18 protein-coding genes and 1 tRNA gene are annotated in these 19,716 nt (G+C 54.8%); 6 read left to right on the plus strand and 13 right to left on the minus strand.

Annotated features, from left to right (window positions below; translation table 11 throughout):
* Nucleotides 1-6 precede the first annotated feature (6 nt).
* From D8M23_RS08835 to manA, 8 genes are all read right to left on the minus strand, one after another.
* On the minus strand, nt 7-411 hold the full coding sequence (locus tag D8M23_RS08835) for an immunity 22 family protein (RefSeq protein ID WP_126854488.1): 405 nt from the start codon (nt 409-411) through the stop codon (nt 7-9).
* Between the two features lie 99 nt (nt 412-510).
* On the minus strand, nt 511-993 hold the full coding sequence (locus D8M23_RS08840; protein ID WP_126854489.1) for a hypothetical protein: 483 nt from the start codon (nt 991-993) through the stop codon (nt 511-513).
* A gap of 73 nt (nt 994-1,066) precedes the next feature.
* A complete protein-coding gene (locus D8M23_RS08845) occupies nt 1,067-1,588 on the minus strand; it encodes a hypothetical protein (protein WP_126854681.1) in 522 nt (173 codons plus the stop codon).
* 142 nt (nt 1,589-1,730) lie between these two features.
* Nucleotides 1,731-2,240 (minus strand): Imm26 family immunity protein, encoded by a 510-nt coding sequence (locus tag D8M23_RS08850; protein WP_126854490.1) that lies wholly within the window; start codon nt 2,238-2,240, stop codon nt 1,731-1,733.
* Between the two features lie 186 nt (nt 2,241-2,426).
* Nucleotides 2,427-2,783: a hypothetical protein gene (locus D8M23_RS08855; RefSeq protein WP_126854491.1), complete on the minus strand. Its 357-nt coding sequence runs from the start codon at nt 2,781-2,783 to the stop codon at nt 2,427-2,429.
* A 138-nt stretch (nt 2,784-2,921) separates the two neighbouring features.
* Nucleotides 2,922-4,277, minus strand: coding sequence for a PFL family protein (locus tag D8M23_RS08860; RefSeq protein WP_126854492.1), 1,356 nt, complete (start codon nt 4,275-4,277; stop codon nt 2,922-2,924).
* Nucleotides 4,278-4,300: 23 nt separating this feature from the next.
* Nucleotides 4,301-4,570, minus strand: a complete 270-nt coding sequence (locus tag D8M23_RS08865; RefSeq protein WP_006887639.1) for an ACT domain-containing protein — start codon at nt 4,568-4,570, stop codon at nt 4,301-4,303.
* A 148-nt stretch (nt 4,571-4,718) separates the two neighbouring features.
* Nucleotides 4,719-5,921 carry a mannose-6-phosphate isomerase, class I gene (gene manA / locus D8M23_RS08870; protein WP_126854493.1) on the minus strand — a complete coding sequence of 401 codons (1,203 nt, stop codon included), beginning with the start codon at nt 5,919-5,921 and terminating at the stop codon, nt 4,719-4,721.
* Nucleotides 5,922-6,059: 138 nt separating this feature from the next.
* Here manA and D8M23_RS08875 point away from each other — a divergent pair, with 138 nt between their 5' ends.
* Nucleotides 6,060-7,463: a phosphomannomutase/phosphoglucomutase gene (locus D8M23_RS08875; protein ID WP_126854494.1), complete on the plus strand. Its 1,404-nt coding sequence runs from the start codon at nt 6,060-6,062 to the stop codon at nt 7,461-7,463.
* 148 nt (nt 7,464-7,611) lie between these two features.
* On the opposite strand, the gene D8M23_RS08880 is transcribed toward D8M23_RS08875, so the two are convergent.
* The 3 genes from D8M23_RS08880 to D8M23_RS08890 form a co-directional block, all read right to left on the minus strand.
* On the minus strand, nt 7,612-8,781 hold the full coding sequence (locus D8M23_RS08880; protein WP_126854495.1) for an FAD-binding oxidoreductase: 1,170 nt from the start codon (nt 8,779-8,781) through the stop codon (nt 7,612-7,614).
* Between the two features lie 397 nt (nt 8,782-9,178).
* A complete protein-coding gene (locus tag D8M23_RS08885) occupies nt 9,179-9,655 on the minus strand; it encodes an RrF2 family transcriptional regulator (protein ID WP_037236993.1) in 477 nt (158 codons plus the stop codon).
* A 472-nt stretch (nt 9,656-10,127) separates the two neighbouring features.
* Nucleotides 10,128-11,978 (minus strand): phosphoenolpyruvate carboxykinase (GTP), encoded by a 1,851-nt coding sequence (locus D8M23_RS08890; protein WP_126854496.1) that lies wholly within the window; start codon nt 11,976-11,978, stop codon nt 10,128-10,130.
* A 473-nt stretch (nt 11,979-12,451) separates the two neighbouring features.
* On the opposite strand from D8M23_RS08890, the gene D8M23_RS08895 reads away from it, so the two are divergent.
* The 5 genes from D8M23_RS08895 (at nt 12,452) to D8M23_RS08915 (ending at nt 17,588) form a co-directional block, all read left to right on the plus strand.
* A tRNA-Arg gene (locus D8M23_RS08895) sits at nt 12,452-12,524 on the plus strand.
* A gap of 709 nt (nt 12,525-13,233) precedes the next feature.
* Entirely contained in the window at nt 13,234-14,541 is a 1,308-nt protein-coding gene (locus D8M23_RS08900) for a hypothetical protein (protein ID WP_126854497.1), read from the plus strand.
* Between the two features lie 2 nt (nt 14,542-14,543).
* Entirely contained in the window at nt 14,544-15,701 is a 1,158-nt protein-coding gene (locus D8M23_RS08905; protein WP_126854498.1) for a hypothetical protein, read from the plus strand.
* A gap of 568 nt (nt 15,702-16,269) precedes the next feature.
* A complete protein-coding gene (locus tag D8M23_RS08910) occupies nt 16,270-16,590 on the plus strand; it encodes a 2Fe-2S iron-sulfur cluster-binding protein (RefSeq protein ID WP_006887635.1) in 321 nt (106 codons plus the stop codon).
* Nucleotides 16,590-17,588 carry a DUF4232 domain-containing protein gene (locus tag D8M23_RS08915; RefSeq protein WP_161971666.1) on the plus strand — a complete coding sequence of 333 codons (999 nt, stop codon included), beginning with the start codon at nt 16,590-16,592 and terminating at the stop codon, nt 17,586-17,588. The genes D8M23_RS08910 and D8M23_RS08915 overlap by 1 nt, the downstream gene beginning before the upstream one ends.
* 347 nt (nt 17,589-17,935) lie before the next feature.
* Here D8M23_RS08915 and D8M23_RS08920 read toward each other — a convergent pair whose 3' ends face one another.
* On the minus strand, nt 17,936-18,520 hold the full coding sequence (locus tag D8M23_RS08920) for a malonic semialdehyde reductase (RefSeq protein WP_126854500.1): 585 nt from the start codon (nt 18,518-18,520) through the stop codon (nt 17,936-17,938).
* A gap of 333 nt (nt 18,521-18,853) precedes the next feature.
* On the minus strand, nt 18,854-19,438 hold the full coding sequence (locus D8M23_RS08925) for a malonic semialdehyde reductase (RefSeq protein WP_126854501.1): 585 nt from the start codon (nt 19,436-19,438) through the stop codon (nt 18,854-18,856).
* Nucleotides 19,439-19,716 lie beyond the last annotated feature (278 nt).

Genomic DNA, 19,716 nt, shown 5'->3' on the forward strand with positions numbered 1-19,716 from the left:
GGAGCATTAGAAGTATTTTCTTCGGGGATCTTCAAAAGAACCAATAAATGTTAAATCATTGTATAATTTGCCCGGAGTATCCTCATGAAAAACTGCATTTCCATAATAATATAACGAATTTCCCTCGGTTACCCCTTTAGCTTTGGCCGCCGCAATCACCTTTTCAGTAGCCGCCCGAGAATGAGTCGCCACTTCTTCAGCCAGAACTTCGATGGGAACAATTTCATGACTCGCTGTTCGATACGCACCAAAGAAATCAGAGTCAATAAAAGAGGTTCCAAAATCCCTGCACGCCGGACAACCTGATCCCAGATATTCCATGCCTTCCGTGTATTCATTAAAATCTTCATATGACTTCATGGATATTCCCATCCACACCGAAATCATTCCCCGAACCATGTCATCAATCATACTATCATTCCTAAATATTTACCACGTATTAATCAATAGATATTTCTCATTTTGGATAATTTATGAAATATTTTTCAGTTACGTTACATACCCACAATCTTACAGTCTTTCAAAAAGTAAATTATATACGCAAGATTGTGTTTCTTCAGTGAAATCTTCATCCTCAATTTTTACCGGTAGTTTGCTATTTAGAACAAAACCATCAAGAAGGATTATATTATGTTGTTGAAATAAAGTTATTAATGGCAAATCCTCGCTACTAATACCAGGGGATTGATGCGACAAATAGCGCCCGGATTTATATCGTTGTGCCACAGCATACCTACCCACCAGGGAAAGACTCACCCCATACCTATTCTTTTCGTCTTGCCGACTGGTTATTGACCAGTCCAAACATGAGGAATAATTTAAGTCCGATAGATCAGAAACTATGTATTGCGTTTCTACAGCATTTAGAAACTCATCGTACATACCCTCATTAATTCTCTTACCAACAAAACTAAAATTTGGGCTCTCCGGGTTCTCATATGAGTTTAGAACGTCATGACATATTTTTATTAAAACTTTCTCCCTATTACTCATAGAACACCTAACCTCTGAGACTTCTCATTTTCCTAATGTTTCCAGCGAATTTCTGGTAGGTCATGGCTGCATACTATTTACCTATACATTGGTTAAGTTCTGCCTTCAGCTTGGGTGACACCTTTTTCGAGACAGAACGTAAGGTTTCTTTATAGTTTCTACTATCCACATTACGGATGGTCCACATAAGTTTTCTATGAAAGGAGTAAAAACTGTTGAGCGCTAACCAGTCATATTTTAGATCAAAACATTTTATTAAGACCGGGACTGCTGACGCATCTCCATAGTAGTCAATAATATCTACAATGTCTTCTTGCCTGCTATGCCACCCTTCGCATAATAATTGCTTATACACATTAAGCAAAAATTTGTCTTTTTTCAACAGCCCCGAAAGCACTATACAAAATTCGATTCTGTCACCATCTTTATTTTTAATCCCATCTTCAATATATTCATGAAGAAAATCCAAAATGTCAATGTCTCTGCCAGAAATAGATTCGTTAATAAAGTAACTAATTTCTTGATAGCTAGATTCCCCTCCGATAAATGAATCCATCAAAGCATCGAGGCCTTCAAAAACGTCTTGACTATTCATCACATACCCTCTTCGTATTGTATAAGTTATAGTTATCTAAGAATATTTACATTTTACCTGATGTGAAGTACTTTGATGCACACAAGCACAGAGCCTCTTTCCGCTTCTCTTCCCCCTAGCCAAGTTCCGGGGCCCAAGCTGGCTACTGCCTGTTCTTGTATTCTTTCATACGCTCAGACATTATGCGAAAATCAAGTACTCCTTCAGGGTAGTCTTCAAAAAACATGCTTAGCCACATCTCAAACGTACTGGGTTTCGCAAAAAATCCATATATACGACCACTTTTAACTAGCGTATCGTACGTATCAAAACTAACACCTTTTATATTCCCATTACTCATAACCTGAGAATTCTGATAAGAATGGGATACGTTCCACGCTAGATATATAGCCAAATCTGGGAATGTAATGCCTTCCGATTCTAAGTCGATATTTCCGATATATTTCCATGTATTATTATCAATATTCATTTCATCACAGGCACTATACATTTTAAACCCTTTGTGAAGCAAAATATTGACGTCGCTTATTTTATTCTTAGAAATATAATTAAAAATCCCGAAATTCTTTTCAGATATAAGACAGGCATACACATACTTCCCTGCTGTCAGAAGAATCTCATATACGTTTCCATATTTCTTGTTACTTAGCATCTTTAATAACCATCCTGCATATGTAAAATCCCAAAATATACTACCCGACTCTTCGTGCCTTTTATACCACGTATCCAGAGATTAAATCCTGCCGAGAACCGCACACCATAGTCTAATATGTCTCATACACTTCCCAAGGGAAACTTTTATCGTCGCATGGAATCCCACCGAGCCTAAAATATTCCCTCACACAGCTAAACGCCAGGTATTCGGGGATAACATATTAACCTCATATGGCCCATACTGCCCGCCGGCTTTCATATTCTCTGTATCTATAGAGTTCACTTCTTCGCCTTCTGGGCACAATAAGTTAAACCCTCTCAGCTGTCCTTCGCTGTGCGCTTCCTGCCCGAAAACTAGATAGGTGCCACGACCGCCAGAGATAGTTAAATAATCATCATCAATTCTTCTGTGAAGAATTAATTCTGTATGTACCTTTGAATCTAGTCGCCGCAGCGTCTCGGTGAGTTCTTCCTGAGATTTTATATCAAAGGTTTCCTCATGCCTGCGCGTCCCCTGCCATTGATCGATGGTAGCCTTCATCTTCACCGCCTGATATGTGCTACCTGAGGTAGGAGGGGCATTCATTTGGGCTAGGGAAACTATTCAGAAACCTTTAGCATAAGCCCAACACCTCTGCAGAGGGAGAACGGATAAAGAAACCCTCTTCCGTTTGCTCCCCTAGTTTCTGAACCCGTGCACCGGTGAGGGGATCCTGCCGCAGCGGGCGATGAACGCCTCTGAGGATGGTGTATGTACCGGCATGATCGGGGCGCGCCCCAGCAGCCCACCGAACTCGACGGTATCTCCCACCCCTAGACCGACGGCGGGGATGACGCGCACGGCGGTGGTCTTGTGGTTCATCACGCCGATTGCAGCTTCATCGGCGATCATGGCGGCAAGCGTCGCGGCGGGAGTGTCACCAGGTACTGCGACCATGTCCAGCCCAACCGAGCAGATCGCGGTCATTGCTTCTAGCTTATCGAGCGTAATATGCCCTGCGGCAGCGGATTCGATCATGCCAATGTCTTCGGAGATTGGGATGAATGAGCCAGATAACCCGCCCACATGCGAGCAGGCCATGAGCCCGCCCTTTTTCACCGCATCGTTGAGCAGGGCAAGCGCTGCGACTGTGCCGTGGGTTCCCACGGTTTCCAGCCCCAGTTCTTCGAGGATGTGCGCCACGGAGTCCCCGATTTCGGCGGTGGGGGCTAGTGAGAGGTCAACAATGTTGAAGTACACTCCCAGGCGTTCGGCGGCGAGGCTGCCAACCAGCTGCCCTACACGTGTGATTTTGAAGGCTGCCTGTTTAATGGCTTCGGCGCATGCGTCGAATCGTGCCCCGCGTACTTTGTGGAGGGCGCGGTGTACCACGCCGGGGCCGGAGACACCCACTGAGATGGTGGTGTCTGCTTCTTGCACGCCGTGGAATGCGCCAGCCATAAAGGGGTTATCGCTCACGGCGTTGGCGAAGACCACGAGTTTGGCGCACCCGAACCCGTTAGTGTCTGCGGTGAGGTCGGCGGTTTCACGCACCACCTCACCCATGCGTTTAACGCCGCTCATGTTAATGCCGGCGCGGGAGGAGCCAATGTTTACTGAGGAGCACACCACGTCGGTTTCGGCGAGCGCGGTGGGGATGGAGTTCATGAGCGTGTTGTCGGCGGGGGTTGCGCCTTTGTCGATGAGTGCGCTGAACCCGCCGATGAAGTTCACGCCCACGGCTTTTGCGGCGGCGTCGAGGGTGCGGGCGTATTCGATGTAGTCGTTTTCGCTGCTGGCTCCGGCGATGACGGCGATGGGTGTGACGGCGATGCGTTTATTCACAATGGGGATGCCCAGCTCGGCTTCGATTCCTTCACACACGCTCACCAGGTTTTTGGCGCTGGAGGTGATTTTGTCGTAGATTTTTTGGCGGGCTACCGCGCCGTTGGAGTCGGCGCAGTCGAGCAGGGAGATGCCCATGGTGACGGTGCGGATATCTAGTTTTTCTTCCTCGATCATGCGTAGGGTTTCGAGGATGTTGTCGTTCATCATGCGGTTGGGGTCCCTTGGGCGCGTTAGATGGTGTGCATGGTTTTGAAGATCGCTTCTGCCTGGATGCGGATCTGAACTTTTTGTGCGTGTTCGACGGGGATCATGGCTTCTTGCAGGTCGATGAGGTTCTGCTCGTTTTCGTCGAAGGAGCAGTGCATGATCATGGTGAAGTATTCACCCATAATGGTTTGGGAGACGTCGAGGACGTTCACGTGGCGTTCTGCGAGGGTGTTGGTGACGGCGGCGATGATGCCTTCGTGGTCGATGCCGGTGACGGTGAGGATGATTTTCACGGTGATTCCTTACGGTGGTGGCATGGTTTCTGGGCAGGATAGTTTTTAGGAATTGTAACGCATCCCGGTTGATATGGAGACCCGCAACACACCACTGGGTGGTTATTTGCCTGCTTTTGGGCCCCGCCCTGCCGTGGCGTGCCCGCCCTTATACGTACTGGGCGATGTACAGTTCACCGCTGCCTGTGATGGTCACGGGGGTGGGGTCCCCCGCATGCAGTACGGATTCGGTGCCGCCAAGGGTGTAGTCTTGGCCTGCGCCGGTGACGGCACCAGCAATGGTGATAGTGATGGTCCCGTCCACTACCAGTGCCGCTGAGGTTCCTTCAAAGACATAGTCGATGGTTTCTTTCGGCGCCACCCGGATGCGGGTTACACTCATCCGCTCATCCCACATGGTGTACTCGCCTACGGCGGCGTTATCGGGGGTGGGCCGCTGAATTTCGGGGGCGTCTTGGGAGTCGCCCAGCACCCGAATCAGTTCTTCGGTGTCAATATGTTTGGGGGTCAGCCCGGCGCGCATGACGTTATCGGAGGGGTTCATGAGTTCGATTGCGGTCCCCGAGACGTAGGCGTGCACCTGCCCGTCGGGGGTGAAGGCGGAGTCACCGGGTGCTAGGTGCACCAGGTTCATGACGAAAGCCACCAGCAGGCCGCGGTCACCGGGGTATTTGTGCGCTACCAGGTTCACCAGCTCTATAGCGTCAAGCACGGAGGGGGCCGCTTTACGCCGTGTTTGCGCGAGTTTATGGGCGGTGGCCGCCAGCTGATCCACGGCTTGGGCGGCTTCGGGTTCGGGCATACGAATAATGGCGGTCAGCAGCTCTTTGGGGGCAAGGTGCGCTCTGTCCGCCAGCCAGGACGCATTGAATGCTCGGGCAAGATTTTTGAGCTGCTCGGCGGGGCGCACACCGGTGAGCACCCGCATGTTGGTGAGGGCGATCACGGTCTCGGGTTTGGAGTAGCGGTCTTTGTAGTTGCGGTGCGGTGCATCTAGGGGCACGCCACGGGCCTGCTCGTCCTCGAACCCTGCGGCGGCCTGCTCGTCGGTGGGGTGCACCTGGATAGACAGGGGGGCGTCAATCGCCAGGATTTTGAAGAGGAACGGGAACCAGTCGCTGTTCCGGTCGGGGCGCAGGAACCTGCCGGGCTGCTGAGCAACCAGTTCGTCAAGCTGCTGCTCAAAGCCGTCAACGGTGGCAACCGACGGGGCGGCCGGGTGCGCCCCTACCCACACTTCAGCCTCGGGCTTGTCAGTGGGCACGGGCACCCCACGCATACGGCCCAGGATGCTGCGCGAACCCCATGCATAGTTCTGAATCTTATTTTTCAGACGGAAAATTTCGCCCATGCGCGTGCATATCCTTTCACGAACCACCCTGACGGCCTAAAACTGAGTGATGGAAAACCTACAATATCTATGGAATTCCCAGCGTTTCTTCCCCAATTATAGAGGGATATTAGTTGGCCTTCCCGTTAGAATGAGGGGGTGACTACTATCAATCTACATGACTCGTTCAAAGCCTACGATGTTCGCGGTATCGTCGGCGAAACTATTACCCACGAAACTGTGCGTGCAACCGGCGCCGCTTTCGTTGATGTGCTCGGCCTGGCTGGTCAGACCGTTTTGGTGGGCGGTGACATGCGCCCCTCCTCCCCCGAATTCATGGATGCATTCGCTGAAGGTGCCACCGCACGCGGCGCAAACGTCCAAAAAATCGGTCTCATCTCAACCGATGTGCTCTACTTTGCATGCGGTATTGAGAATGCGGCAGGCGTTACTTTCACCGCAAGCCACAACCCCGCCGAATACAACGGCATGAAAATGGCTAAGGCCGGGGCTGTTCCTGTATCCTCCGAAACCGGTCTTTTCGATATTCGTGATCTTGCGCAGAAGTACCTTGACGAAGGCTCCATTCCTACCGTTGAGAACCCTGGCGCTGTCACCGAAAAGGACGTTCTCAAAGCCTACGCCGAGTACTTGCGTCAGCTCGTAGACCTCTCCAGCATCCGCCCCCTCAAGGTTGTTGTGGATGCGGGTAACGGCATGGGCGGCATGACCACACCCGCCGTCTTGGGGGATGCTCTTCTTCCCGCGCTTCCGCTTGAGATTGTGCCCCTCTACTTTGAGCTTGACGGCACTTTCCCGAACCACCCGGCTAACCCGCTTGAACCCGCCAACCTTGTCGATCTGCAGAAAGCGGTTGTTGAGCACGGCGCAGACATCGGCCTTGCCTTTGACGGCGATGCCGACCGCTGCTTCGTGATTGACGAGAAAGGGAACGCGGTCACCCCCTCCGCCATTACCGCGCTCGTGGCAGAGCGTGAAATCGCGCGTGCTAAGGCGGAAGGCATTGAGCAGCCGGTTATTATTTATAACCTCATCACCTCCAAGGCTGTACCCGAGCTCGTTGAAAAGCTCGGTGGGCGCGCCGTGAAAACCCGTGTGGGTCACTCCTTCATCAAGGCAGTCATGGCTGAAGAATCCGGTATTTTCGGCGGTGAGCACTCTGCGCACTACTATTTCAAGGATTTCTTCAACGCAGACACTGGTATGCTCGCCGCGATGCATGTGCTCGCGGCTCTCGGCGGCGGTCACCAGGCGCTCTCCGAGATCAGCGCCAGCTACTCCCCCTATGTGGCATCCGGTGAGATCAACTCCGAGATTGAGGACAAGGCAGCCGCTGTGGACCGTGTACGCGCGCACTACGCTGGCGCGCCCGTAGAGGTCGAGGACTCCGACGGTACTACCTTCACCAACACCGAAGAAGGCTGGTGGGCGAACCTGCGGCCTTCCAACACTGAGCCGTTCCTGCGTCTGAACCTTGAAGCACCGGATACCCCCACAATGGAGCGCGTGCGCGACGAGATTCTGGCTCTGGTGCGCCAGTAATTCTCTGAACTCCATTATTTTGGGCGGATGCCGATTATTATCGGTATCCGCCCTTCTTCTATGCATTATTGGTGCCGGGTTATACGATCGCCTTACAGCCCTGGCGCGTCCTATTCTGTATCCAAACTTTTACGCGCCAAAGCAGCCTTTATGAGCGCAGCATCCACTGGTCCGGTCCAAAGATCTCGTAATTGATATTCTGTGCCGGTACACCTGCATCCACGAGAGCGGAACGCACGCCCTTCATGAACGGCAGCGGGCCGCACAGGTATACGTTCGCCTCCGCAGGTACGCCCAGCTTCGCAATGTCCACGCGGCCGCGATAATCACCGGTTTCTTCATCCTCCATGAACGTGACGAGCTTACCGTGCGGGAGCTTTTCAACCAGCGCGGTCATCTCCTCGCGCAGCGGCCATGTATCCATGCGACGGTCGGCGTGAACCACAGTCACCTGCCGCTGCGAGCCGGATTCAATCAGCTCATTGAGGAAGCTAATCATAGGGGTCACGCCGATACCCGCCGAGAAAAGGTAGAGGGGTGCATCCGCAGAGCCGAAGCCCTCCAGGGTGAGGTCACCGTAAGGGTTGGAAATCTCGACAACATCGCCAATCGTGAGCCCGTGAATGATCGAAGTCATTTCGCCGTTCGGGTCGAGCTTTACGCCGATACGGCGCTGGTTTTTATCGGACGGAAGCAGGGTGTATTGGCGGGGCTGGCGCAGACCATCACGTGCCTTCGTAATAATGGAAATGTACTGGCCTGCTTTCGCCTCAGTCATAGGGGTGTTATCGGCAGGCTCAAAAGTCAGCACAACCACGTTATCGCCGGTCTCCTGGCGATCAACAACTTTGAAGGGCGCGTGGGTAACATTATTCGCCTGGGACGCGTACAGGCCCCTCTCAATCTTAATGAGGGCGTTCGCCATGAGCCAGTACACCTCGCTCCAGGCGTCCACGACCTCTTCAGTTGCTGCTTCGCCCAGGTCTGCGGCAATCGCCTCAAAAAGATACTTGTAGACGGTGGGGTACTCTTTCTCCTGCAGCCCCAAAGAAGCGTGCTTATGCGCCACGCGGGAAAGTACCTCATCGGGGTAGGAGTCGGGATGCTCCACAATGTAGGAGGCAAAAACCGCAATAGACCCGGCAAGTGCTTTCGGCTGGGTGCCCTCAAGCTGAGAAGAACGGGAGAACAGGCCGTCCATCAAATCGGGTCGGGCAGCGAACATCCGCTCGTAGAAGTCAGGGGTAATGTGACCGATACGGTCGGCGATAATGGGCAGTGTTGCCTCAATAATGGGACGTGACTTTTCAGAGAGCATAGGTGCCTTCTTCCGTAAATGATGAAATCCGCCTTAAACGTTTTACACGTAAAGCCTTTTACACGGTAGCACTTCTGACAGGGGCACGCAGGGCTCCCTTGGAACCTGCTTTTGGTGGGAGCGCCCAGAAATACCCGCAGTTTTATATATCTGCCCCCGCACACTTTTTATATGTTGTATACGAATATTTCTCGGCATAATAACTAACGGTTACTTAGAAGCGCAGGTGAAATACTTCTTTAAGTTCGCAGCAGGTGAAATAACTGCAGGGTTTCTTTTCATATAGTCGCTGCATGTTTCACGCTTATTGCCGCGCACTACACGGGGTCAGACAATAACAGGCGGCTCTGTGCTTACCGGGCGGCAGAACCTCGCCACGACGCTGATAATAAGAGGTTTAGAGAACTTCGCGGTCAAAACTCGCAGCCAGCGGCCCCAACCCAAGCTCCACAAATACAGGCCCGGCAGGCCTGGCGGGGCCGGGAAGATCCGAAATCACCACATCATCCACCGCCGCGTAGAATGCCTCACGCGCATCCGCCAGCACGTTCCGTAAGCGGCAGAAACTATCGAGAGGACAGTTACCGTCCTGATCTTCGCACTCAATCATGGGGATATCCCCCTCGGTGGTACGGAGTACCTGACCCACTGTTGCCTGGCGGCCTTTCGCTGAGAGCAGCACACCCCCGGAGCGGCCTCTGGTGGACTGTAGCAGGCCTTGATTTACCAGGAATGCCACCGACTTCGCCACATGGTTATAGGGGGTTCCCACGCCGTCAGCAATTTTTTGGGTAGAGAGCTTCTGATCAGGGTCTAAGGCAGAGAGAAGCATCATGATGCGTAACGATACGTCTGAAAAGGCTGTAAGCCGCATCGTTCTCTCCTCTCGTATGGGGGCTGGAAGATCACCCTAAAAACTATTAAAGGTGGCGCTAGCCATAGTCATCTGTGGGAATTGTAGCCCCGACCATACCGTGAAAAAAATTAGGGTCCGCTGCCTAACCATCCCGGCTTTCTGCACCGGCACCCAATTTTTATGCTTTATACATATAGTATATTCCGCATAATTTCGTGGGCGTGGGATTCACCCCAGCGTGCCGCGCCTTTTAGCGCAACAGTTCTTTTATAATCCGGCACCGAGGCTCTTCACACTATACGAAAAATACAGGTACCGGCTCCCCAGGCGAGGTACCGCCGTTATGCCCAAGGCACAATCCTGCAAGGTTTTGTGTCATGTGCGTGTGCAGCCATCAGGTGCCCCGCACGCACTGCGCGGCACCTCGGCAAGACCACAGGTTTCTGCCCTGTTCTCTCGCTGAGGTGCCGCGCGTGGGATGAAGAGTTACTTAGTTCTCAAGCGCCTGCGCCAGTGCGTCACGCTCAGCCTTGACCTCTGCGGGGAGCTTATCGCCGAACTTCGCCAGCCATTCGTCAATGCCGGGCAGCTCAGCCACCCACTCGTCCTTCGAGACAGCGAGTGCCGCGTTAAGTTCTTCATCGCTGATGCTCAGGCCGGTCAGGTCGAGGTCTTCCTTCGTGGGTACGGTGCCCAGGAAGGTCTGCGTGCCGCCGCTCTTGCCGTCGAGGCGGTCGAAGATCCACTTGACCACGCGGGAGTTCTCGCCAAAGCCGGGCCATGCGAAGCCACCGTCGGGGGTGCGGCGGAACCAGTTCACGTAGTAGACCTTCGGCATGTTCTCGGCACCATGCTTCTTGCCAAGGTCGATCCAGTGCTGGAAGTAGTCGCTCGCGTTGTACCCGATGAAGGGAAGCATTGCCATGGGGTCACGGCGAACCACGCCGACGGCGCCCTTTGCGGCTGCTGTGGTCTCAGAGGAGAGGGTGACCGCGCGGAATACGCCCTGTTCCCAGCTGTCGGATTCGGAGACCAGCGGCACGGTGGTCTTGCGGCGACCGCCCAGCACGATGGCGCTCAGCGGCACGCCCTCAGGATCGTAGTACTCGGGGGCGAGCATATCCACCTGGGATGCGGGGGTGCAGAAACGCGAGTTGGGGTGCGCTGCGGGACGCCCCGATTCAGGAGTCCAGTCCTTGCCGGTCCAGTCGGTCAGGTGCGCGGGTGCCTCGTCGGTCTTGCCTTCCCACCATACGGAGCCGTCATCGGTGAGCGCCACGTTGGTGAAGATAGTGTTGCCCTTAGAGATTGCCTTCATGGCGTTGGGGTTAGTGGAGTAACCGGTGCCGGGTGCCACGCCGAAAAGACCCGCCTCGGGGTTAACGACGCGAGCCTGGTGGTTCTCGTCAAATTCGATCCACGCGATATCGTCGCCGACCATTTCGGCTTTCCAGCCGTCGATGGTGGGGTCCATCATCGCGAAGTTGGTTTTACCGCAGGCAGAGGGGAATGCGGCGGAGATGTAGCGGGTAACACCCTCGGGGTTGGTGACCTTGAGGATGAGCATGTGCTCAGCCATCCAGCCCTCATCATGACCGATAACCGAGGCGATACGCAGTGCATAGCATTTCTTGCCCAGCAGCGCGTTGCCGCCATAGCCCGACCCGAAGGACCAGATTTCGCGGGTCTCGGGGAACTGCACAATGTACTTCTCGGGGTTGCAGGGCCAGGGCACATCTGCCTGCCCGGGCTCAAGCGGAGCGCCTACAGAGTGAAGCGCCTTCACGAAGAAGCCCTGGGTTTCGTCCAGTTTCGCGAGCACATCCTTGCCGATAGTTGCCATAATACGCATTGAGCACACCACATAGGCGGAGTCGGTAATTTCGACCGCCATCTTGGGGTTCTTCGCTTTCAAAGAGCCCATGACAAAAGGAATGACGTACATGGTGCGCCCGCGCATCGAGCCTTTGAAAAGGCCGGTGAGCGTCTGCTTCATCTCCACGGGGTCACGCCAGTTGTTAGTGGGGCCAGCACCTTCTTCGGTCTGTGAGCAGATAAAGGTGCGCTCTTCCACACGTGCCACGTCGTCGGGGTCGGAGAACGCTGCATACGAGTTGGGGAACTCATGATCGCTTAGCCGTACGAAGGTACCTGCATCGACCAGTTCTTGGGCGAGCCGGTTGTATTCCTCTTCGGAACCATCAACCCAGTAGATACGGTCGGGCTCGGTGAGGGCTGCAACCTCGCGCACCCATTCAAGCAGACCGGCATGGGTGGTCGGTGCGTTCTGCAGGTCTTTTTCTAGCTCTGCGGAAAGAGCTCCGCGTGAAATATCAGTCATTGACTTTATTCCCCTTTGAGTTTGTATGCCGGGCACCTTCGCTGGCCAGGCGCGTCTGACTGGTTGGGGCGGTTAAATAACAGCGGCGCACAGGGCCGAGGGGCTCGCACGCCGATGAAATTTTCCACTCCCTCGTGTGTTTACAGAATAGCGCATATACCTTTGTTGTGTGGAACATCTGGGGTGTTTGCGATACGTATCCCATATTTTTTGCCGGTACGTGCGCCGCGCAGAGGCAAAATATTGCGCTGACCTGGGGCGATACCGCACCAGGCGGACAGGATGCCAACACCGCAACGGGAGTGAGCATCCAGGGGATTGTGCGGCTCGACAGAGCGGGTACGCCGGGGAAGAAAACCGCCGTTCTTAATTGTGAGCCAATACACTCAATTTCAACTTGCAGTGTGTGAAGGAATCCCGTAGAGTATTACCTGTTGCCGCGACGGATTGAAAAAATTCAAACCACGGAACATGCGCCTGTAGCTCAACGGATAGAGCATCTGACTACGGATCAGAAGGTTGGGGGTTCGAATCCCTCCAGGCGCACACTGTGAAAGCTCTTCCTCTTCATCAGGAAGGGCTTTTTTGATGCCCACCCAACGCACGACTGCACCTGTGGAACACCGGTAGCGCCACCGCATTCTGAGGCGCAAGACGGCACAACAAAAGGGTCGGTGCTCCATCCACATAAGTTCGACTGCTTCACCAGATGCCAGTTCGTGCAGTACTGGCTTTACTTCTTTAACCTCGTCAAAAGTTACGTTTCGATAACGAAAGGGTGTGAGTGCGCCCTCCCGCAAGAAACGTGAAGTGAGCAGCGGCAGCGGTACAGCCCAGGAAACCACCCCTCTCCCTTGCTGTTGCGGCGGAAAATCTGAGCGCACGAAAGAACACGAAAGAAGATGCACCGGAAAAGCTCAACCTGCAACAGTTACACAGGAAAAAATTGGTGGCGAATGCACAGTTTTGCCACCAAATCTGTAAAAAAGACCGTACTATGCACCTATCGGAAAAACTATTTTTTGGCTATGAGCCGATTTCATAGCCACAGAACCCCAAAAAAGTTACCCTGGAAAGTGTGTTTGGTATACCGCCCTCGCATCACGATAAGGCGCGAGGTGTATGGGACAGCACCACTTCCGGTGTCGTCCTGGTATGAGGTAAAACTCTAGGGCAGCGACGACAGTAGCACAACCCTAAGTTTATATCCACGCAAGAATGCAACCAGTATGCCTACACGCCCTAGGAGGTAGCAGTGGCTACAACCACCCTGCTCATACCGCGAGTAATAGCTCGCCAGCTCACAGAAATCGCCCAACTGGGTAAGTTTAGTGTTTTTCCAGCCACCCCAAAATGCTCGCATTGGGCCGTATATGATTCCCATAAAACGGAGCTCGCCTGCCCGTGCGCACCGCTAGAGCCGGACGCAAAACTACTCATACGCACAATGGCGTCGATTCTTCAAGAAAATTTCCTGCCGCGTAGTGAGCCTTGCGAAACACCGTTTTCCCGAGCGAATACTACACAACAGATAAAAGATACAAAATCCCAAAAAACCGACTATCATACTTCAGCAGAAATACATCAACGTACCGAAGATACAAACCCTCAAAAACAGCAAACTTCACGCCCCATCCCTACCCCGTCTCGCCCCACCCCTACCGCCCCAAAGCCCGCCGTCGCCGAAGCACAGCAGCGGAACCATCCAAATATTACGCGGCCAATACCGCAGCCGCCCAGCTCACCGCTGCCGAAACTGGCGGAAGTATCCAAGGCTGAGCCGAAAACCCCCACCGGCCCCATCCCAAACCCCACCGCTCTAGCAGGTAAGTTCAAACCGCTCACCTACAAGCCGCCAGCCATCGCCGCATACTACGCCACTAAGCCGTCCCGGGGCGCACGGCATGGGGAAGCAGCCGCAGGAGAAAGGGTGTGGCCACTCAAAGAGGTGGAAGCTATCGAACCTTACACAGTGGGCCAAGAGAAACACACCGATTTGCTCGATACCGAGCAGCTCAGCAAAACCCTCGGCGACCGATATTACCTGCGCGGCACTAAGCGAGACTCGCTGCTGCACAGGCTGCATAAAACGCGGCACCGCCCGGAGGAACCCGGCTCGAAATACCCAGAGATCCGGCCCGAAATGCTCAAACACATTAAAGAGCTCAACCTCGACTACGAAGACATTAAACGGTTTATCGACTGCGGGGTACCCGAAAAAATCAACGGCTGGACCACCCACTACCGCTACGACGACTACCGGGTGGAGCTGAACACCAGCTCGAACACGGTGCTGAACGTTGAAGACGAACGCGACTTCTACAACGAGTTCCTAGACGACACCAGCGAAGAAGAACTGCCGTACACCTTCGCCCCCGCCGTAGAACACTACATGGTGATGCGCAGCATCCCGTACAACCGCGTTATCCGCATCATTGAAGAACCTAAGAGCGTGGACCCGGCCCCCTCGTGGCTGACCGTCTACAGCGACGACGAGTACCAAGTGTTCGTTGCCCCAGACGGCCGCACCATCCGCTCCATTAAACCCCTGAAAGAGGACTAGTCATGGCCGGTTACACACTCGACGTGCCCGAAGAACTTTACGAAGCACTGCAGAAGATGGCCCCCTACGCCACCTACACCTACACTGATGAGGACGGCGACTGGGACCTTCTCTCCCCCGCCGGGCACAGCGCCCTCACCGAAGACCGTGTTTTGGATGCCGACCTGCTCAACCTGTATTTTGAGGTGCTCCCGCAGATTGCCACGCTCTTCGCCAAGCAGCACCCGCGAGCACTCAATACGTTCTCGGCGGTGCCCACACCCTCCGCCATTAAAATGCCTAAGGCCCAGCTGACCCCCCTCATCCAGGTGGAAAAAGAACGCGCCGAAGAGGAAGCCCACTGGGCGTCCCTTGAAGAGGAATTCTATGCGGGCGTGCCCGAGGAAGAACGCAACTACGGGGTGACCCCCGGGCTGAAGCACTATATGATGCGGGAAAACCTGGGGTATGCACTGCTGCTAGACATCATTAACGACCCCGACGCCGAATACAGCACCAGCCATAACAACGGGTACGAGGTACCCGTGTACACTAGCAAAAAACTGGGGTACCGGGTGGTGCTCACCCACAACAGCTCAGCCATTATGTCGCTACGGAAAATTGACGATGGGATGGTCGGCAAATACTCGCTGGCCGAGGCAGCTGAGCAGCATATGAAGGATTTGGGGCTGCGCGAAGAAGAGCTGATTCTGGTGCTGGAGAGTATCGACTCTGAGGTGTCAGCGGTCCCTGGGCACAGCGCCCGCACCGGGTACCGGCTCAACGGGTACGAGGTGATCGTCGATTCGGTGCGTAAAACCATCCTGAGTGTGGCGGAGGCTTCTGCCTCACCGGGTACTCGGCCCACCCCGCACAATCAGCCCCGGCTCAGCGGGCAGAAGGCCCAGCGCGGCGTGAAAATCCCGAACGATATGCCCAGCTACATTAAACTGCTTGAGACCCACGGGTTCACGGTTGAGCACGGCAAGACCCACTACAAGGTCACTCATGATGCGTTCCCCGGCAAGAGCGTGAGCATGCCGGTGACCCCCTCCGATAGTCAGCGCTGGTACAAGAACTCGGTCAGCGATATGCGCCGCGAGTTCGGGGTGAACCTTAAACGGGACCGGCCCGAGTACACGCGCCGCGGTGAACCCACCCCCAGGCACGAAAGGCTCTGACCCTCCAATGCAGTTACAGCCTTTGTAAAGGCTCTACTGTAGGTGCGGGGTTTAGCGGGCCGGTGCGTCTTTGAATCTTTTGCCCGCACATTGCAAATATAGCCCGTGTATTGCCTCACGTTATACCGCCGCTGGCGCCCCTGAACAGAAGGGGTGCCAGCGGCGGTTTTATGGGGTGCCCCACAGCCCATACGCCTCGCCCGGCGGGCACCCCTGGGGTCTTTGTGCCTGTCACGGGCTTTTTGGAAAACGCTCCCGCACGCCGGCCCACCCACCGCTTGGGCAGCACCGGAGCAGGCGGGCTTTATCTGCGGCCTGGGTGCACGCCGAATGTGTGGCTCACATGGTGTGCACAATGGGGATATACTGTGAAATGTTCCGTGGAGGACGCCTGACAATAACCACTGATTTGGGGTAGGCTAAGCCTAGTGTTAGTAAGGCAATAGCAACTTTATAGAGGCTATAATGTCCGCCACTGCACCCCCATAATTCGCCTCTCGAAGGCGATTAATACCCCTCCTGACGCATAGAATGGATATGCATCTACACAAACGCACAGGAGGAACGCATGGGCGTCATGATTAAGGTAACCGATGAGACCGGCGATAGTCGTGAGGTCGAGTGGGAAGAACACCACACCCTACTCGAATCGCTTCTTTCCCACGGTTTCCCGGTGTTGGCAACCTGCGGAGGGAACGCATCCTGCGCGACCTGCCACGCCTTTATTGACCCCGAACATATTGCAGCATCCGGCGAGCGTACAGACGCAGAAGCTGACCTACTTGATATGGTTGACGATGTGGCCAACGAATACTCCCGCCTATGCTGCCAGGTAGAATACACCCCAGATATGGACGGCGCGTCCATCACCTTACAGGCGGCAATGTAATGAAACTTTCGGCACGGACTCTCATCTGTTCCACGGCGCTACTGTGCGCGTTTACGTTGAGCGGATGCGGCTCCAGCGACACCAACCAGACGCAGAACGCACCGGCCCAGAACGAGGCCAGTGCGAGCGTCTCCCCCGGCACCATCACCATCGCCTCCCCCAATGCCTCAGCTAACCCCTCAGGCTCGGTCGCGCCCGGCGACATTAACGTGGTCAACGGCGGAAACAATAACGACAAGAAAAAAGAAGACGAGAAAGAGCACCAGAACTCTGAAGAGTCGCCCGGCTCATCCGATGAGCACTCCGACAAAGGCGGCACCAGCGGGGAGAAAAAAGACGGCGGTAAACGCACCGAAAAAGGTGGTTCTTCCTCCTCTTCATCTAGCTCTTCCGGCACCAAGAAACAGCAAGGAAGCGGCTCACAAGGCAGTTCGGGGCGCACCTCAGGCAGCTCCAGCTCCTCAGGCAGCAGCGGCGGCTCAAGCGGCTCCAGCACTCAGCAAGAGCCCGCCGCCCAGCCTGCAGGAGGCGGAAGCGGCGGGGCCTCCAGCGAGGAATCCAGCGGCGGCACACTTGTGAGCCGTGCGCAGGCGTGCACCGCGAACCAGGTCTCGGTATCGCTCACCCCCGGCCCTTCAACCGCCGGGTCACAGCAGTACACCCTGTCGTTCACCAATGTCTCTGCCGGACCCTGCCGCCTGAAAGGCAACCCGGATGTGGCGCACACCAACACGGACGGCAGCAGCATTATGGGCATATCTTCCCAACTCGATGGTAACCTTATGAACCCCTCCGGGGTGGTGCTCCAGTCGGGCGAGACCACCACAGCCGCCATGCGGCGCGTGAGCGCATCATCGCACGGCGATAACTGTGTGGTGCAGAACTCCCCTAAGCTCACTGTGTGGCTGCCCGGGTCGGGTAAAGGGTATGCTTTCGACTTCGACCAGGATACGTGCACTAACGTGCCGCAGCTCTTCGTGGGCCAATTCGGCGCCTAGCCACGCAGCGGCACGGCGTACCTGCGGTGCCGGGTGGGGCGCAGGTTCTGTGTTCTATGCACCAAATACGCCCTAACTATAAGGCGGCTCCCCCGAGAAACCGGGAGAGCCGCCTTTAAGCATCTACACAATACTTTATTTATACACTAGTTGAACCTTAGCTTACCAGTTGGACACACTTACTGGGCGAGAATATTCCCCGCCCCGTGGGCCTAGACAGTGCGGGTGGGGTTCGCCAGGTTAATGGTGTCGTGGTAGTGAGGGGCCATTGTGTTTTCCTCTCTGCGGCACTCTCGCCGGGTGCCATAAATGTTCCTCGGCGGCTCAGCAAACGCAAAACACAGTGTTTAGAGGCTGCGGGTCACCTCGTCGAATCCGAACCGAGTATCGCGCGGGTGCTGGGTAGGAACACCGTACCCTAGATTCACCACAAGGATGGGATGCTCGTCGGTCCCCGCAAAAAATTCTTCATACAGCCTCTCAAAATCAGCCCATAAGGGACCGGCATCTAAACCAAGGGCGCGCACAGCGGTCATAAAGTAACCGGCCTGCAGATTGGCGCTCTGCTGAGCGGCAAAGGTAACAATTTCCTCGGTCGTGCAGTAGCTCCTAATAGTCTCTGCCGCGCGGGGGTTAAACACATCTGCACGGTCTATCCACGCCTTATCGTATGAGAGTATGGCGTTAACGGGTGCCTGACGAGCCTTTTCTTGATTGGCTTCGATCAGGTGTTTCACCAGGCGCTCACGGGCCTCAGGGCTCTTAATCCAGGTGATACGCAAAGGCTGGCTATTGAAGGCCGTGGGTCCCAGATAGGTGAGCTCCTGAATCTCCCGAAGCTGATCATCAGTGACGGGCCGATCAGTAAATTTACGCATAGTTCGGGGCTCACGGAAAAGAGCAGTGATCTGGTCCTCAGACAAACGGGTCATCTCTCATATCCTTTCCTATGACGTCGGGTTCTTTTGGCATGGTGAATCTATGTGCCCCACGAAAGGCTACCGCGCCGCTCATCCCATCATGCACCGGCCCGTGCCATAAAGCTACCCCAAAATTCGCACTGCAACAGTTCCCCCGTTCCCTCAGGGTTTAACAAAAACCGGTGGCTGCCGCATCATCAGTCAGATGCGGCAGCCACCGGCAAAAATCAGGCGCTCGCAGGTCCCCGGACACATGTACATCACTACCGGAGTTCTGCGGCTTACTCTCGCTGGTCTCGCTCAATGCCGAATATGCGGCGACTCAGCGAGTGCAAAGCACAGCTTTTAGAGGCTGCGGGTTACGTCATCAAACGCAAAACGGGTACCGCGCGGATACTCGGGGGCCACACCATACCCCAGGTTCACCACGAGGAAAGGCTGCTGGTCGGTGCCCTCGAAGAATTCAGCGGCAATACCGTCGAAATCCGCGCCGGTCATGGGGCCCGCATCCAAACCGAGAGCGCGCACGGCGGTAATAAAGTAGCCAGCCTGAAGTGCAGAGCTCAGCGCGCCTGCGGGAATACGCGCCTCTTCAGCCTCGTAGTAGGACTCAAAGGCAGCGGCCTGAGGCGCGAATTCCCCAAAACGCTTCTGCCAGTTCTTATCGAAGGCCAGCACAGCGGTCACGGGGGCGTTGAGGGTCTTCTCCTTATTCCCGTCCATCATGTGCTTGACCAGGCGCTCGCGAGCCTCATGGGTCTTTACCCAGGTGATGCGCAGCGGCTGGCTGTTAAAAGCAGTGGGGCCCATAACGGCCAGCTCATAGATTTTCTGCAGCTGCTCGTCGGTGACGGGCTGCTTGGTGAATGCGTTCACGGTGCGGGGTTCGTTGAAAAGGGCGTTGAGCTGTTCGTCGTTCAGGCGAGTCATGATGAGGCTCCTCTAATTGTTACCTTTAGAAACTTTACAGATAAAACATTACCCTGCTACCGGGGGCCGGTCAAACATCACCGTAAACATCCTCTCCCTCACTGTGCGCGATCCTTAGCCCTGTATTTACCAGAGATATACCAAGCGCAGACGTGCCACTCGGAAGGCTTCAGTGCACCGCGCAACACCTCACCGTTGTTTACCTGACAGAAAATGTAGCGCGAAACATACAGGAACAGTCCACACTATGAACACCCCAACTGTACTGGCAAAGCCCC

Source organism: Rothia sp. HSID18067 (genome assembly GCF_003989445.1).
In the GTDB taxonomy this organism is placed as follows: domain Bacteria; phylum Actinomycetota; class Actinomycetes; order Actinomycetales; family Micrococcaceae; genus Rothia; species Rothia aeria.